This is a genomic window from Silvimonas iriomotensis, assembly GCF_014645535.1.
Taxonomy (GTDB): Bacteria; Pseudomonadota; Gammaproteobacteria; order Burkholderiales; family Chitinibacteraceae; genus Silvimonas; species Silvimonas iriomotensis.
The window spans coordinates 1,079,319-1,095,022 of sequence record NZ_BMLX01000001.1 but is presented as its reverse complement, the minus strand read 5'-3'; the positions used below and the strand labels follow the sequence as shown (position 1 = coordinate 1,095,022).

At 59.8% G+C, this 15,704-nt stretch carries 15 protein-coding genes; 11 read left to right on the top strand and 4 right to left on the bottom strand.

Annotated elements, in window-relative coordinates; genetic code table 11:
* The first annotated feature begins 17 nt into the window (after positions 1 to 17).
* The 10 genes from IEX57_RS04810 (at position 18) to IEX57_RS04765 (ending at position 11,798) form a co-directional block, all read left to right on the top strand.
* Positions 18 to 932 (top strand): alpha/beta fold hydrolase, encoded by a 915-nt coding sequence (locus tag IEX57_RS04810; RefSeq protein WP_188702862.1) that lies wholly within the window; start codon positions 18 to 20, stop codon positions 930 to 932.
* Between the two features lie 95 nt (positions 933 to 1,027).
* Positions 1,028 to 2,056, top strand: a complete 1,029-nt coding sequence (locus IEX57_RS04805) for a threonine aldolase family protein (protein ID WP_188702860.1) — start codon at positions 1,028 to 1,030, stop codon at positions 2,054 to 2,056.
* 31 nt (positions 2,057 to 2,087) lie between these two features.
* Complete coding sequence (locus IEX57_RS04800; protein ID WP_188702858.1) at positions 2,088 to 2,228, top strand: hypothetical protein; 141 nt, start codon at positions 2,088 to 2,090, stop codon at positions 2,226 to 2,228.
* A gap of 315 nt (positions 2,229 to 2,543) precedes the next feature.
* Positions 2,544 to 5,141 (top strand): DNA mismatch repair protein MutS, encoded by a 2,598-nt coding sequence (mutS, locus tag IEX57_RS04795; RefSeq protein ID WP_229708721.1) that lies wholly within the window; start codon positions 2,544 to 2,546, stop codon positions 5,139 to 5,141.
* 173 nt (positions 5,142 to 5,314) lie between these two features.
* A complete protein-coding gene (locus IEX57_RS04790; protein ID WP_188702857.1) occupies positions 5,315 to 5,764 on the top strand; it encodes a hypothetical protein in 450 nt (149 codons plus the stop codon).
* Positions 5,765 to 5,916: 152 nt separating this feature from the next.
* The gene (gene rluB, locus IEX57_RS04785; RefSeq protein ID WP_188702855.1) at positions 5,917 to 7,074 is read left to right on the top strand and encodes a 23S rRNA pseudouridine(2605) synthase RluB; all 1,158 of its coding nucleotides are present in this window, start codon (positions 5,917 to 5,919) and stop codon (positions 7,072 to 7,074) included.
* A 32-nt stretch (positions 7,075 to 7,106) separates the two neighbouring features.
* Positions 7,107 to 7,673 (top strand): transcription elongation factor GreB, encoded by a 567-nt coding sequence (greB, locus tag IEX57_RS04780; protein WP_188702852.1) that lies wholly within the window; start codon positions 7,107 to 7,109, stop codon positions 7,671 to 7,673.
* A 46-nt stretch (positions 7,674 to 7,719) separates the two neighbouring features.
* Positions 7,720 to 9,789: an ATP-binding response regulator gene (locus tag IEX57_RS04775; protein ID WP_188702850.1), complete on the top strand. Its 2,070-nt coding sequence runs from the start codon at positions 7,720 to 7,722 to the stop codon at positions 9,787 to 9,789.
* A gap of 59 nt (positions 9,790 to 9,848) precedes the next feature.
* The gene (locus IEX57_RS04770; RefSeq protein ID WP_188702848.1) at positions 9,849 to 10,643 is read left to right on the top strand and encodes a thymidylate synthase; all 795 of its coding nucleotides are present in this window, start codon (positions 9,849 to 9,851) and stop codon (positions 10,641 to 10,643) included.
* Positions 10,644 to 10,769: 126 nt separating this feature from the next.
* On the top strand, positions 10,770 to 11,798 hold the full coding sequence (locus tag IEX57_RS04765) for an adenosine deaminase (RefSeq protein ID WP_188702847.1): 1,029 nt from the start codon (positions 10,770 to 10,772) through the stop codon (positions 11,796 to 11,798).
* A gap of 56 nt (positions 11,799 to 11,854) precedes the next feature.
* On the opposite strand, the gene IEX57_RS04760 is transcribed toward IEX57_RS04765, so the two are convergent.
* Positions 11,855 to 13,039: an AGE family epimerase/isomerase gene (locus IEX57_RS04760; RefSeq protein ID WP_188702845.1), complete on the bottom strand. Its 1,185-nt coding sequence runs from the start codon at positions 13,037 to 13,039 to the stop codon at positions 11,855 to 11,857.
* A gap of 276 nt (positions 13,040 to 13,315) precedes the next feature.
* Here IEX57_RS04760 and IEX57_RS04755 point away from each other — a divergent pair, with 276 nt between their 5' ends.
* On the top strand, positions 13,316 to 13,738 hold the full coding sequence (locus tag IEX57_RS04755; protein ID WP_188702843.1) for a DUF4124 domain-containing protein: 423 nt from the start codon (positions 13,316 to 13,318) through the stop codon (positions 13,736 to 13,738).
* Between the two features lie 90 nt (positions 13,739 to 13,828).
* Here IEX57_RS04755 and IEX57_RS04750 read toward each other — a convergent pair whose 3' ends face one another.
* The 3 genes from IEX57_RS04750 to IEX57_RS04740 all read right to left on the bottom strand — a co-directional run bounded on the left by IEX57_RS04750 (position 13,829) and on the right by IEX57_RS04740 (position 15,565).
* A complete protein-coding gene (locus IEX57_RS04750; protein WP_188702841.1) occupies positions 13,829 to 14,494 on the bottom strand; it encodes a YiaD family glycine zipper/OmpA-like lipoprotein in 666 nt (221 codons plus the stop codon).
* Between the two features lie 308 nt (positions 14,495 to 14,802).
* Complete coding sequence (locus IEX57_RS04745) at positions 14,803 to 15,120, bottom strand: RnfH family protein (RefSeq protein WP_188702839.1); 318 nt, start codon at positions 15,118 to 15,120, stop codon at positions 14,803 to 14,805.
* Positions 15,121 to 15,133: 13 nt separating this feature from the next.
* Positions 15,134 to 15,565, bottom strand: coding sequence for a type II toxin-antitoxin system RatA family toxin (locus IEX57_RS04740; RefSeq protein WP_188702837.1), 432 nt, complete (start codon positions 15,563 to 15,565; stop codon positions 15,134 to 15,136).
* Positions 15,566 to 15,704: the final 139 nt, after the last annotated feature.

Here is a 15,704-nt window from a genome sequence, read left to right as displayed (position 1 = left end):
TTGATGGAGAACACGGCATGAACACGCTCAAGGCAAACGGCATTACGCTGGCCTGGGACAGTTTTGGCGACGAATCGGCAGAACCATTGTTGCTGATTGCGGGGCTGGGCACGCAAATGATCCGCTGGACCGTGCCGTTTTGTGAGGCGCTGGCCGCGCGCGGTTTCCGGGTTATCCGCTTTGATAATCGCGACACCGGCGGCTCCACCTGGTTTGATCAACACCCCGCGCTGGATTTTCCGGCACTGGCCGCCGCCTTGCAGGCCGGCAAGCCGCCCGTGCTGGCGTACCGGCTGGAAGACATGGCCGCCGATGCGGTGGGCTTGCTTGATGCGCTGGGTATCGCACAGGCGCATGTGGTGGGCCGGTCCATGGGCGGGATGATTGCGCAACTTGTCGCCAGCCATTACCCGGAGCGGGTGTTGTCGCTGACTTCGATCATGGCCAGTTCCGGCAATCCGGCATTGCCAGGTGCTGCACCAGAAGTCATGGCGCTGATGACGCGGCCCGCGCCAGACCCGCAAACCGATCTTGAAGGCTTTATTGCCCACGGTCTGGCTTTTGCGCAGCGCATCGCCGGCAAGGGGTATCCGTTCTACCCGGCGTTGCAGCGGCAATGGTTGCTGGAAGAAATTCGCCGTGGCCGCAGCACCGGTGGCTTTGCCCGGCAGCTTGCCGCGATTGCGCTCAGCGCAGACCGGCGCGCGCAATTGGCAAAGATCCGGGTGCCGTCGCTGGTATTGCACGGCACGGATGATCCGCTGTTTTTGCCGGTTTGTGCGCAAGACACCGCCAGTGCGATCCCCGGGGCGCGTCTCATGATCCTGCCTGGCATGGGTCATGACTTGCCGCTGGTCCTCTACGACACCGTGGTTGATGCCATCGCCAGACACCAAACTACGCCTGCGCAGGCCAGGGTAAACGTGACTTGAGTGCAGGGGCGCGCCTCTGGTCTAATCAGTGCATACTGATTTTCAATACGCGCGCCGGCCACAAGCCCTCAGTGCCCTGAAGTGGATACCCGCCCATGCAAAAAACCGCTTTCGCCAGTGACAACACCTCCGGCATTTGCCCGGAAGCGCTTGAATCGTTCATCGCCGCCAATACCAGCAACATGGCCTCTTACGGCAACGATGAATGGACGCGCCGCGCTTGCGATGCCATCCGTGATCTGTTCCAGACCGATTGCGACGTGTTCTTTGTCTTCAACGGCACCGCCGCCAATTCGCTGGCGCTGGCCTCGTTGTGCCAGAGTTATCACAGCATTGTCTGCCACAAGCTCTCGCACGTGGAAACCGACGAATGCGGCGGCCCGGAATTTTTCTCCAACGGCACCAAGTTGTTGCTGGCAGAAGGTGAGGACGGCAAGCTCGATGCCCGGGAAATCGCCCGCCTGGTCGCGGCCCGCACGGATATCCATTACCCCAAGCCCCGCGCCGTGACCATCACGCAATCGACGGAAGTCGGCACCGTGTATTCACTGGCAGAAGTACAGGCCATCGGCGCTGCCTGCCGTGAAATGGGCCTGGCGTTTCATATGGATGGCGCGCGCTTTGCCAATGCCGTGGCGCATCTTGGCGTCAGCCCGGCAGAACTGACCTGGCAAGCCGGCGTGGATGTACTGAGTTTTGGCGGCACCAAGATGGGCATGCCGGTGGGCGAAGCGGTGGTGTTTTTCAATCACGAACTCGCACAGGACTTTGCCTACCGCTGCAAGCAGGCCGGGCAACTGGCCTCCAAAATGCGTTTTCTGGCCGCGCCGTGGGTTGGCATGCTGCACGACAACGCCTGGACCCGCCGCGCCGCCCACGCCAACGCCATGGCCACGCGCCTGTCAGAAGCACTGGCCGCACTGCCAGGCGTCTCGCTGATGTTCCCCACGCAAGCCAACGCCGTGTTCGTCAACCTGCCCGCCAGCGCCGCGCAAGCGCTCAAGGATAACAACTGGGCGTTCTACAGCTTCATCGGCGCCGGCGGTGCGCGCTTTGTATGCTCGTGGGCGACGACGGTGGAAGAGGTTGATGCACTGATTGCGGATGTGAAAGCCGGGTTGTAATACTGGCGAATCGGTTTGCATGGTGGAGCCCATGACTGACGCACACGAGATGGAATCGCAACAAGGGCCGATGTGGCTGCGCGTGCTGCTCAAAATGGCGGAGTGGGTTGCCTTTGCTTTTCTGGGGTTGGCAGTGAGCTGGCTGGTTCACGCGCTTCTCACCAAGCCCTGATGCCCAATTGAGCACGCCGCAGAACTAACGTGCTTATTCGTGACTGGAGTAGCGACTTTTTGGCAAACGCTAGACACCAATTGACTCGGCAATTCGCATGAAGGTGCGGCAGTCTGACGGATCGTGCGGAGAGTTCTCAGTCAAGATTTGTAGTTCTGCCGATCAATACAAAAGCCATGGTGAGCAACACACCATGGCTTTTGTGCTTTAAGGGGCGTCGGCAAAAGCCGGCCAGTCACGCTAGAATACGCCCCATTTCCCCATAGACAGACCCGGCTGCCAACCCGCTGGCGGCCGCACAGGAACGCATAATCAATGGCTGTAGAACCGACCCCCAAAGCGAAATCCGGCAAGGTGGATTCGTCCACGCAACACACGCCGATGATGGCCCAGTACCTGAAACTCAAGGCAGATCATCCGGACAAGTTTGTGTTCTACCGGATGGGGGATTTCTACGAGCTGTTCTACGACGACGCGGTCAAGGCTTCCAAGCTGCTGGATATCACCCTGACCACGCGCGGGCAGTCGGCAGGTGAACCGATCCGCATGGCGGGCGTGCCGTATCACGCGGTCGAGCAATATCTGGCCAAGCTGGTGAAGTTTGGCGAGTCGGTCGCCATTTGCGAGCAGTTTGGCGATCCGGCCACGACCAAAGGCCCGGTGGAGCGTCGGGTGGTGCGGGTGGTGACACCCGGCACGCTGACGGATGCCGCCTTGCTGGATGACAAAACCGAAAACCGCATTCTGGCGCTGACGCTGGAAAAAGGCGCGCTGGGCATGGCGTGGTTGTCGCTGGCCTCCGGCGATTTTGCGCTGATGGACACCACCGTCGAAAAACTGATGTCTGAGCTGGAACGCTTGCGCCCGGCCGAGATACTGATTGCCGATGGCGCCAGCCTGGCGCTGTTCGATCAGGTCAGCGCGCCGGTGCGCCGCCTTGCGCCCTGGCAGTTTGATCGCGAAAGCGCCGCACGCAATCTCACCCGCCATTTTGCCGTGCATGATCTGGCCGGCTTTGGCGTAACCGATGAGACGCTGGCGCTGGGCCCGGCGGGGGCGTTGCTGGAATACGTGCGCAGCACGCAGGGTGGGGTGGTGCCGCAACTGGCGGGCCTGCGTGTGGAAAGCCATACGCAGTTCATTGAGCTGGATGCCGCAACACGGCGTAACCTGGAACTGACCGAAACCATTCGCGGCGAGGCCTCACCGACCTTGTTCTCGTTGCTGGATCGTTGCGCAACCGGCATGGGTTCGCGTTTGCTGCGGCACTGGCTGCATCATCCGCTGCGCCAGCATGGCCCGATTCTGGAGCGGCAAGAGGCCATTGGCGCGCTGGTCGAGAGCGGTGCGTATATCGATATTCACCGCGTGCTGGATGACGTAGCCGACATTGAACGGATTGCCAGCCGCATTGCCCTGCGCAGCGCGCGCCCGCGTGATCTGGCCAGCCTGCGTGACAGCCTGGTGTCGCTGGCCAGGTTGCCTGGCGTGTTGCCGCAGCAGCCTTTCTTTGCCGGCCTGGCACAGGCGCTGCAACCCGATCCGGCGCTGCATGCCATGCTGGCCGCGGCAATCAAGCCCGAGCCGGGTGTGGTCCTGCGGGAAGGCGGGGTGATTGCCGATGGTTTCTCGGCTGAGCTCGATGAGCTGCGCGCCATTCAGGTGGGCGGTGGCGAGTTCCTGACCCAGATGGAGGCCCGCGAGCGCGAGCGTACCGGCATTGCCAATCTGCGCGTGGAATACAACCGTGTTGCCGGGTTCTTTATTGAGGTGACCAACTCGTATCTGGATCAGGTGCCGCCGGAATATCGCCGTCGCCAGACCATGAAAAACTGCGAGCGTTTCATCACGCCGGAACTCAAGCAGTTTGAAGACAAGGCGCTCTCGGCCCAGGACCGCGCACTGGCGCTGGAAAAGCAACTGTATGAAACGCTGCTGGAAGACCTGCAAGCGCACCTGGCAGCATTGCGTCTGGCAGCCCACGCGGCTGCGACGGCAGATACGCTGGCTTGCCTGGCTGCACGTGCGGTCGAGTGCAATTATGTGGCGCCGCAGTTTGTCGATGAAACCGTGCTGCATATCGACGCTGGCCGTCATCCGGTGGTGGAAGCGCAGATTGACGATTTCATTCCCAACGGCGTGGATTTTGCGGCTACCCGCAAACTGCTGCTGATTACCGGCCCGAACATGGGCGGTAAATCGACCTACATGCGCCAGGTGGCGCTGATTGTGCTGCTGGCACATGTGGGCTCGTGGGTACCGGCAACGGCGGCGACCATTGGCCGGGTTGATCGCATCTTTACGCGGATTGGTGCATCGGACGATCTGGCCGGCGGGCGTTCGACCTTTATGGTGGAAATGACCGAAACCGCCAACATCCTTAATAACGCTGGCGAGCACTCGCTGGTGCTGATGGATGAAGTAGGGCGCGGCACGTCCACGTTCGACGGTCTGGCACTGGCCTGGGCCATTGCCCGCGCGCTGATCGAGAAAAACCGCGCCTATACGTTGTTTGCCACGCACTACTTCGAGCTCACCCGTCTGGCGCAAGACTACCCGCAGGTGGCCAACGTGCACCTGGATGCCGTCGAGCACAAAGACAAGATCGTGTTCCTGCATGCGGTGCAGGAAGGACCGGCCTCACAAAGTTATGGCGTGGCCGTGGCCAGCCTGGCTGGTGTGCCGCGCGACGTAGTGCGTCAGGCCCGTCGCAAACTGGTAGAGCTGGAACAGCACAGCGTCACCAATGGTCTGCAGGGCGATCTGTTTGCGGCGCCGTTGCCCGAGGAGCCCGAGGAAATCGCCGCTGACCCGGTGCTGGTGGCGCTGGATGAGGTCAATCCGGATGACCTTTCCCCGCGCGAAGCCTTGCAAGTTTTGTATCGCTTGAAAGCGATTTCAGACAATTTGTAACAAGGTTGCTTACGGATTGTAAGGTGGTGTGATAAGGTACACGCCCCATTGGACCGTCCGTCTATTTCCCCTATCGTTTGCAGGGTCGTTTGCTACGATTCTGGTCTGGTGACGCAACAGAGCTCAACCAAACCCTTTACGCATACCAATAAAAAAGCCTTGAGGAGTTGATTGTGAACATTGCAAGTGAGCCGGTGAATGCCCCGGCAGATGGCCCGGATCCGCTGGATTCGGGGGTTGTACGGTTTCTTGGGCTGACCGGGACGGACGACGGTATCAAGCTCAATGACATCCGCTCCAAAGCCGCCAGCGAATTAAGACGTTTCGGTGACGACCTGGGTCAGCATCTCAAAGAAATTGATATTACCGTGCCGCCAGCCGTCCAGTTACGTAGTGCCGAGGATGGCAAGGTCGCTGTTTTTGGTGACCACTTTGGTAAGGAAAAAATTGAAGCTTTCATCAACGCCGATACGCGTTTGATGAAGTGGTTCAAGGAAGTCGAAGTGCTGCACGAGATCCTGCGTCGCGCCGAGTTGCGCGGTACCGGACAAACCACCGAGGGTCAGCACTTCAATCTGGGCCTGACCAGTCTGGGCAGCATTGCTTTTTTCTCTGCTGACTGAGGCTTCAAACAGCACCGCAACAAGACCGCCAACTGGCGGTCTTTGTTTTTGTGGCCGGCCGCGCAGCGCGTCTGGTTGATATCCGCAAGCACTGGCCGGGTGTTGTTGTCGGCTCTAAGTTATAATCGTGGATTGAATTGGGGAAAGATCGCATGAAAACCACCCGCGCCCGTCGGCCGCAACCTGCCATCAGAGAGCAAAAAACCGGACAGAACCAGAAGGCTGCCGCCGGCGTTCGCCGTACGCGCACCAAAGATACGTCCGATAACTGGCACAGCGGCCCGCGTGAAGAAACCGGCGCGCGTGGTACTGCCCCCAAGGCTGCGCCGCGCTCTGGCCCGCGTGCAGCCACTACGGCCCGCCCGGCCAATACCCGCCCGACCGGTGCGGCTGGTGCCGCTGCGCCAGGCGCAGAAACCCCCGCCAGCAAGCCACGCACGGCCAAAGTGAGTGTGACCCGCGCCAAGAAAATGCTGGTGCGGCACGGCTCTGCCAAGCAGGTCGAAACCCAGAAGCAATTGCGTGCCAAGCGCCTGACTTCTGACCAGGTGGGTGAAGAGCGTCTGCAAAAAGCACTGGCGTTCAGCGGCTGGGGCTCGCGCCGCGAAGCGGAAACGTGGGTTGAGCAAGGCCGCGTTTCGGTGAACGGCAAGATTGCCGAGCTGGGCGCCAAGGTCAAGCAGGGCGACGACGTACGTGTGGATGGCAAGCGCGTGAACCTGCGCTGGGCCGATCGTCTGCCGCGTATTGTGATGTACCACAAACAAGAAGGTGAACTGGTCACGCGGGATGACCCGCAAGGCCGTGTCACCGTGTTCGACCGCCTGCCCAAGCTGGCCTCCAGCAAGTGGGTGGCCATTGGTCGCCTGGACTTCAACACCAGCGGCTTGCTGCTGTTTACCACGTCGGGCGATCTGGCCAACCGCATGATGCACCCCAGTTTTGCGGTTGAGCGTGAATACGCCGCGCGGATTCTGGGCGAGCTGACCGGCGAGCAAATGAACGAAATGACCCGCGGCATCGAACTGGATGACGGCAAAGCCCACTTTGACCATATTTCAGATTCGGGCGGCGAGGGCGTTAACCACTGGTATCGCGTGGTGCTGCGCGAAGGGCGTAACCGTGAAGTGCGCCGGATGTTCGAGCATTACGAACTCACCGTCAGCCGCCTGATGCGGGTGCGCTACGGCATGTTCCACCTGCCGGCCCGCCTGAAGCGCGGCCAGTTCTATGAACTGAACGAAACCGAAGTGCTGGCCGCCATGAAGTGGGCCGATCTGCGCATCAACGGCCAGACCAAAGATTACTGAGAAAGACCGGCCCGGTCTGATGGAAGTACATCATGAACAAGGCGTTTACCAAAGAGAGCGATGACGACGGCGATCTGCCGCCAGAACTGCAAGTGCCGGCGGGCAGCAAGAACTACATCACGCCCGGCGGCTGGAAAAAGCTGCGCGAAGAGTTGCATCACCTGGTGAACAAAGAGCGCCCGGAGCTCACCCAGGTGGTGAACTGGGCCGCCAGTAATGGTGATCGCTCTGAAAACGGTGATTATCTGTACGGCAAACGGCGGCTGCGCCAGATCGACAGCCGTATCCGCTTTCTGACCAAACGCCTTGAAAACGCCGAAGTGGTAGACCCCGAAACCCGTGAAGCCACAGACCAGGTGTTTTTCGGCGCCACCGTGACCTACGCGCGTGAAGATGGCCGCGAAGAAACCGTGAGCATCGTCGGCGTGGATGAAACCAACCCGCCACGCAACCATATCAGCTGGACTTCGCCCGTTGCCCGCGCGCTGCTCAAGGCGCGTGAGGGCGACGTGGTGTTGCTGCGCACACCGGCCGGTATTGAAGAACTGGAAGTGCTGGAAGTGATGTATGTCGCGGTAGAGACAGAGCCGGCCGCCTGATTTCACTGTTTTTGCAGCAAGCTGGCGGCGTCTGTATGCTGCCAGCATGACAGAACAAGAACTGACCGCGCCCGCCAAAGCCAGCCTGTTCCGCCGCGTCCTGCGCAATATGGCCTGCCGTATTGCGCTGGCCTCGCTGATCCTCTCCGCGCTGGGTTATTACTACAGCTACACGCGCTATCAGACCGAAGCGCTGGCCAATCTGGGCAAGTACATCGAGGCGCGCAGCCAGATTGAATCCAATCTGTTTTTGCAGGCCGAAACCAACACCAAACTCTTGCGCAACGAGTTTGTCCGCCGCTATGCGCAAATGCAAAGCAGCGATCCTGGTCCCGAGTTCCACCGCTTGTTCAAGCAAGACCGTGACGGCATGTGGCGCGTGCGGCCAGAGCTGGATGACTTCGAGTACAAAGCCACCGTCGCCATCTTGCCGCGGGTGAATCTTACCGATGAATTCATGCGGCAGGCGTTGCTGGCGTACGAGCTGTGCGGCCAGTTTGGCCAGGCCAACCGCAACCGCTATTACGACACCTTTGTTGATCTGAACGTCTCTGACGGCAGCGTGATGTTCCTGCCGGACCTGAACTACGCGCGCAATGGCTCGGTGGCGGACTTTGCGGTCGATCTGGAAACCGAACTGGGCGCTACGCCGGAGCGTAATCCGGAGCGCAAAACCTTCTGGACCGGTATTTATTTCGACAAACAGGCCATGGAATGGATGGTCTCGGTGGTGACGCCGATCGACTATCTGGGCCGCTATATTGGCGGCTCTGGCCAGGATGTGTTGCTCGATCAACTGATCCAGCGCACCAACAGCGTCAGCATTCCGGGTACCTACAACTTTATCGTGACGCGTGGCGGCCAGCTGATCGCTCATGCCGATCGCATGACGCAAATCCACCAGGCGCATGGTGAATACGATTTGCGCACGGCCAACGACCCGCTGCTGCGTGACTTGTATTACGCCGCCCTCAAGGCCACGCCCTCACAACCCTTTGTGGAATCGCCTGACGGCAAATCCTGGCTGGGCGTCTCTGGCATCTCTGGCGCGGACTGGATGTTTGTGGTGGTGTACCCCAAACGCCTGCTGCAGGAAAAAGCCGCGGTCGCCGCCAGCATGGTCTTGCTGCTGGGGCTGATTGCGCTGCTGGTAGAACTGGGCCTGCTGGCGTGGGTACTGAAGATGGATGTCGCCAGACCACTGTCGCGGCTTAAATCCGCCATCCAGACGCTGGCACACGGACAAGCCTCTGACCAGCTGGATATCCATCGCGATGACGAACTGGGCGAGCTGGCACGCAACTTTGATGCCATGGCGCAAAAAGTGGCCAATCACCGCCATCATCTGGAAGAACTGGTGGCCGAGCGTACAGCCGAACTGGCGCAGACCAATGCCGACCTGCACAGCGCCAACCAGCAACTGACGCACCTGAATGACGAAAAGAACGAACTGCTGGCCATTGCCGCGCATGACCTGAAAAACCCGGTCGCCAGCATTGGCGGCATGGCAGGCCTGGTGGCGGAAAAGCTGCACGAATGGCCGGCAGAGCGCGTGCGCACGCGCTTGTTGGGCATGCAGCAGCTGGCAGGGCGGTTGCAGCAGATCGTCAGCAACCTGCTGGATATTCACGCGCTTGAATCCGGCCAGTTCCGCGCGCATCTGGAAACCGTAGAGCTGGACCCATTGATGGCAGAGCTGCTGCAAAGCTGGGACGCGCGGCTGCAAGACAAATTCCAGCACGCCTCGTGGCTGCCCAGCGGGATATCGGTCCGGGCAGACCGTCAGGCGTTATGGCAGGTGCTCGATAATCTGTTGTCCAATGCCTCCAAATACTCGCCATCGCACAGCGCTATCACGCTGACCGCGCTGGTGCGGGGCAAAGCGGTGGAGATTCGCGTGGCGGATCAGGGCCCCGGCATCGCCTTACATGAAATGGACAAGCTCTTCTTGAAATTCAGCCGGCTCTCGGCTGTTCCGACTGGCGGCGAGCATGCCACCGGCCTGGGCTTGTCGATCGTCAAGCGCCTTGTCGAAAGCATGCACGGCACGGTGCATTGCCACAGCCAGCTGGGTAATGGCGCGACTTTTCTCGTAAACCTTCCGGTAGCCGGTTGAGGCCCCAGCGGGTAAAATGCCGCTCTTTAAAAAGTGTTTGTTCGCGGAGTTCTTCTTTCATGCGCCAGTACCTTGATTTGCTGCAACATGTGCTCGACCACGGAACGCGCAAGGAAGACCGCACCGGCACCGGCACCATCAGTTATTTCGGCGCGCAAATGCGGTTTGATCTGGCGGAAGGTTTTCCGCTGGTCACCACCAAGAAAACGCATCTGAAGTCGATCATTTACGAACTTCTGTGGTTCCTGCGCGGCGACACCAACGTGAGCTGGCTGCAGGAAAACGGCGTCACCATCTGGGACGAATGGGCCCGCGAAAATGGTGATCTGGGCCCGGTTTACGGCTACCAGTGGCGTAGCTGGCCAACGGCCGATGGTCGCCATATCGACCAGATCAGCCAGGTGATCCAGCAGATCAAGAACAACCCGGATTCGCGCCGGCTGATTGTTTCGGCCTGGAATGTGGGTGAGATCGAGAACATGGCGCTGCCGCCATGCCACGCGTTCTTCCAGTTCTACGTGGTCAACGGCAAGCTCTCCTGCCAGTTGTATCAACGCTCTGCCGACCTGTTCCTGGGCGTGCCGTTCAATATCGCCTCCTACGCATTGCTCTTGATGATGGTGGCGCAAGTGTGCAACCTGGAACCGGGCGAGTTCGTCTGGACCGGCGGCGATTGCCATATCTATCTGAACCACATGGAGCAGGTTAAAACCCAGCTCAGCCGCGAGCCCCGCTCACGGCCAGTCATGAAGATCAACCCGGATCGCCGCAGTATCTTTGACTTTGAATACGCGGATTTCACCCTGGAAGGCTACGACCCGCACCCGGCGCTGAAAGGCGCGGTGGCCGTCTGACGCAGTCTTGCCGCTACCCCGGCCCGCCAGCGCGCGGGCCTTTTCTTTTGCGGCAAGGGCTATCATTGGTTTTGTCTCACTCACCTTGCAACAATCGCCGGCACTGACCGGCGTGGAGTACCTGTCATGAATCCCGTCGCCACTCTGGCCTGTTTGCTGCCCAAGGCAGAATTGCACCTGCATATCGAAGGTACGCTTGAGCCTGAACTGGCATTTCGCCTGGCCCAGCGCCACGGCGTCACCTTGCCCTGGCCGGACGTGGAAGCCCTGCGCGCCGCGTACAACTTTTCTGACCTGCAGTCGTTTCTGGATTTGTACTACGCCGGTGCCAACGTCTTGCGTACCGAGGCCGATTTCTACGATCTGACCCGCGCCTATCTGGAGCACGCCCACGCGGACAACCTGCGCCATGTGGAAATCTTCTTTGATCCGCAAACCCACACTGAACGCGGCGTGGCCTTTGAAGACGTGCTGGGTGGTATCCGCCGCGCCTTGCTGGAGGCCGAGCGCGAGTGGGGTATCAGTTTCCGGGTGATCATGTCGTTCTTGCGGCATTTGTCCGAAGCCGACGCCCTGGCCACGCTGGACGAAGCCCGGCCGTACCTGCATCGCATTGACGGTATCGGGCTCGACTCCAGCGAAATGGGCCACCCGCCGTCCAAATTTGCCCGCGTCTTTGCCGAATGCCGCGAACTGGGCTTGCCGGTGGTGGCGCATGCCGGTGAAGAGGGCCCGCCCGAGTACATCGAAGAAGCGCTGGATATCCTGCGCGTCAAACGCATTGACCACGGCGTGCGCGCACTGGAAAGCGACGCACTGATGACGCGCCTGGCTAACGAGCAGATCCCGCTCACTGTATGCCCGCTCTCCAACGTCAAACTCAAGGTCTACGACGATATGACCGCGCACGGCCTGCGCAAGATGCTGGCACGCGATATCAAAGTCACCATCAATTCAGATGACCCGGCCTATTTTGGCGGCTACGTGAACGACAACTTTATCGCCTGCATCGACGCGCTGGATTTGACCGCAGACGAAGTCATCAAACTGGCACGCAACAGCATTGAAGCCAGCTGGCTTGATAACGCCCGCCGGGATGCGCTGCTGGCAGAGATCGACAAGGTAGTGGTGGAGTGGCAGAGCGCGGGCCAGTAACCCACGCGTGACAAGGCCCGCCATGAGCGGGCCTTGTTGTTTGAACGCGGCTGACCTTACTTGATCACATTCAGCGCTTCGTAGCACGCGCCCATGGTGTGATAGTCGGTCTTGCCGGCGGGGGACTTCTCGTCGTCTACCTTGCCGTTTTCCGGCGTCAGGATGCGGTACCAGGCGCCGTATTTGTGGTCGACAAAGAATTCCCAGCTGTACGCCCAAATGCGCTCGTACCACTCCCAGTATCTGGCGTCACGGGTGCGCTCGGCCAGCAAGGCGGCGGCGGCGAAGGATTCTGCCTGGACCCAGAAATACTTGTCGCCGTCGTACAGCTTGCCTTCAAGGTCGTAGCCATAAACCAGACCGCCATTCTGGTGATCCCAGCCATGTTCCATGGCGCGATCAAACAGCTCGCGGGCGCGGTCCAGATGCCATTCGGCCGGGGCGTGGCGATCCAGGATCAGCAGCAGTTTGGCCCATTCGGTCTGGTGACCGGTCTGAAAACCCCACGGGCGGAAGATGTTGGTGCGGTCGCCCTTGTTGTATTCCAGATCAGGCGTCCAGTCGGTGCGAAAGTGCTCCCAGACCTGGCCACCGGTGCGGCCGGCCTGCACGATGGTGAAGTTCTTGGCCAGCGTTTTGGCGCGTTCCAGATAGCGTTGTTCGCCGGTGGCTTCATAGGCGGCCAGCATGGCCTCGCAGCCGTGCATGTTGTCGTTCTGGCCACGATAGTCATCGAGTTTCCAGTCGGCGCTGGCTTCGCTGGCGTACATGCCGTGTTCGGGCAGCCAGAAGTGCTGCTCCATCAGGTCGTAGGTTTCACCCAGCCATTGGGCTGCATTGGCGACGCCGCAGCGCACGCCGCAGGCATAAGCCAGCATTACAAAGGCAAGGCCATAGCACATGTTGCGGCCGTCTTTGACCTGGCCGTCCTGCAATTCCCAGGCGTAGCCGCCGGTCTGCGGGTTGCGGTGGACATTGCGGATGAAGTCGATGCCGTGCTGGACGCGGTCTTTGTATTCGGGCTGCTGGAATTGCAGCCAGGCCATGGCGTTATTGAAGACAAAACGGGTAGAGGAGACGAGGTGACGGGTCGATTTATCGTAAATCGTGCCGTCGTCTTTGTAGAAGTGGTAGAACCCGCCGTTCTCATCGACCGAGCGCGGATCGTAAAACGACATGGTGTGACGGATATGGTCCAGCAAAAACTGGCGACTGCGAAATTCGGGGTGATGGGTACTCATGAGGTCTCCTGCCCATAGAGGGAAGCCAAAATACGGACGGCGGAGGAAAGCGGGCGTCCATCGCAAGCGTTATGCCGCTGGTGACGCTTGCCCACTATACTTGCGTCCTTGCAATCAACTCTTTCGCGAATTCTACGGAGGCGTTGCAAAGAGGTCTGTACGGTATCCCCCCACGCTTGCCTCGTGTCAGCAAGAGAGTTAGATTTTGATAATGTAGTGATTCCATGCTGGTGACATTGTCGCTGGCAACAACTGTATAGAGGCAGGAGCGAAGATATGCGAAATCTGTTGGCGTTGGCCGTGTTGTGCGGATGCGCTGCACTGGCACAGGCCCAGATCTACAAGTGGAAGGATGCGAACGGCAATACGCAGTACTCGGATACGCCACCACCGCCGACAGCGAAAGCCCAGGTCGTGAACGTCAAGACGACCAATCTGACCAGTATTCCTGCCCAGAAGGCCGCCAGCGGGGCTGCTTCTACCGTTGCCAACGCGGCCTCTGCGCCGACCAAGGCCAGCACGCTGGATGTGACTGCTTGCAGCAACGCCCACAAGCGGCTTGAGTTCCTGCAAAACGATGCAGTTCGCCTGCGCACTATCAATGAAAAAGGCGAAGTTGAAATGATGGATACAGACAAGAAGCAGGCAGAAATCAAACAGACCCAGGCCAACATCAAGAAGTATTGCGAAGAGCAATAAGGTTGGTTTGCCCACCTGTTCTGTGCAACAGGCTCAAACAAAAACAGGCGCCCCGAGCGCCTGTTTTTGTTGGTGCACCGGTATGGCTGATCAGCTTTGTACCGCAGTAATCAGCAATTCCACGCGACGGTTCAGTGCGCGGCCGGCCTCGGTGGCGTTGGATGCGCGCGGTTCGTTCATGCCGCGACCTTCCACTTGCAGGCGAACCGGGTTGACCTGGTGCGCAGTCATGTAGTCGCTGACCGACTGGGCGCGGCGTTGCGACAGGCCCTGGTTGAAGTCTGCCTTGCCGACGTTGTCGGTGTAGCCGATCACGCCAACCGTCGTCTTGCCGTACTGGTTGAGAACATGGCCGATCTTGTCCAGTGTCGGTGTAAAGCCGGCCTTGAGGGCGGCCGAGCCGGTATCAAAGCCGGTGGTCGAGGTCATGGTGACCTTGATCTGGCTGTCGCTCAGGCGTTGCAGGCTGATGTTGCCGGCCTGGATTTCCGGGGCCAGTTGCTTTTGCAGGTCTTTGGCTTGCTTGTCCATGTAAGCGCCGATGGCGCCACCGGCAAGGCCGCCACCCACCGCGCCGATCAACGCGCCGCGACCACGATGGTTTTTGTCGACTGCCGCACCAATGGCTGCGCCGCCAACCGCGCCAATCAGGGCGCCGGTTTCCGTATTGTTCATGCTGCGCTTGTCGCCCAGGTCATTGGCACAAGCAGAAAGCAAAAGGGCGCTGATCAGCGCCGGAATAACGATTTTACGCATGCGGTTGATTTCCCGTATTTGGAGTGGGCTTATAAGAGATTCGGTCGGGCGAGTATGACTGGATGTCTGTTCGTTGTGGAGGAACACAATCACACTGTATCGGCTGCAGATTCAGGTGCCGGCGATAGACAAACCGCGCCGGATCAGGGCTTGTGCCAGGCCGGCGGGCGACCATGGCACCAAGCCGTCGGCCTGTGGCCAGCGTGATGCCGGCCCGGCAGCACAGAGGGCATCATCCGGGCCGGTGCGCCGGTGGTAAACCGGCGCCTTGTCTGGCGGCAGTATGGGCGTGACGGCTGGCCGGCAGCTTATTCTTCGGCTGGGCCGCCGCCTTTTTTCATGACCTTGCCTTCAGCGGCGCGCTGGCGGCGCACTTCTTTGGGGTCCGCAATCAGCGGGCGATAGATTTCAACGCGATCTTTCTGGCGCAGTACGGTGTCCGGCTTGACGGCCTTGGCGAAGATGCCCAGTTTGTTGACGGCCAGATCAATCTCCGGGAACTCGGCCAGGATGCCGGAGCGGCGCACGGCTTCTTCTGCGGTGGTGCCTTCCGGCACTTTCACGCTCAGCAGCTTTTGTTTGTCACGCGTGGCGTAGACCACTTCAACAACGATGTCATGGCTCATGCTGGCCGCCTTTTCAGTCGTAAAGTTTGTCGGCGCGGGTAATGAACGCATCGACAAACGTATTGGTAATCCGCGAGAACACCGGGCCGATCACAGCCTCGATCATGCGGTTGGAAAACTCGTAATCCAGCGCAAATTCGATCTTGCAGGCGTCTTCATCCAGCGCAGTAAATGTCCACTCACCGTGCAGCGCCTTGAACGGGCCGTCGGCAAACTGCATGTCGATGCGCGTATGCGGCACGCGTTCATCACGCGTGCGAAAAAAGGTTTTAACCTTGAGGAATTCGATATGAACCGTCACGTCCAGCACGTCGTCGGTGCGCTCGTGCACCTCGATTCCGCCGCACCACGGCAGGAATTTCGGGTAGTCTTCTACCCGGTCCACAAGGTTGAACATGCGTTCGGCGCTGTGTGGAACCAGCAGGGATTTTCGTATGCGCTGCATGTCTGGCGTAAACTAACAGGCTTTTCTACAGGAATTGACGCAACAGCGCGTCAGCATCGCCTTCACGCGTTGCTTTGCCAGCCCCGGTTGCATTTATGCTGAACGGGTGTGACAACAGTAAACCAGAAGAACGGCGATT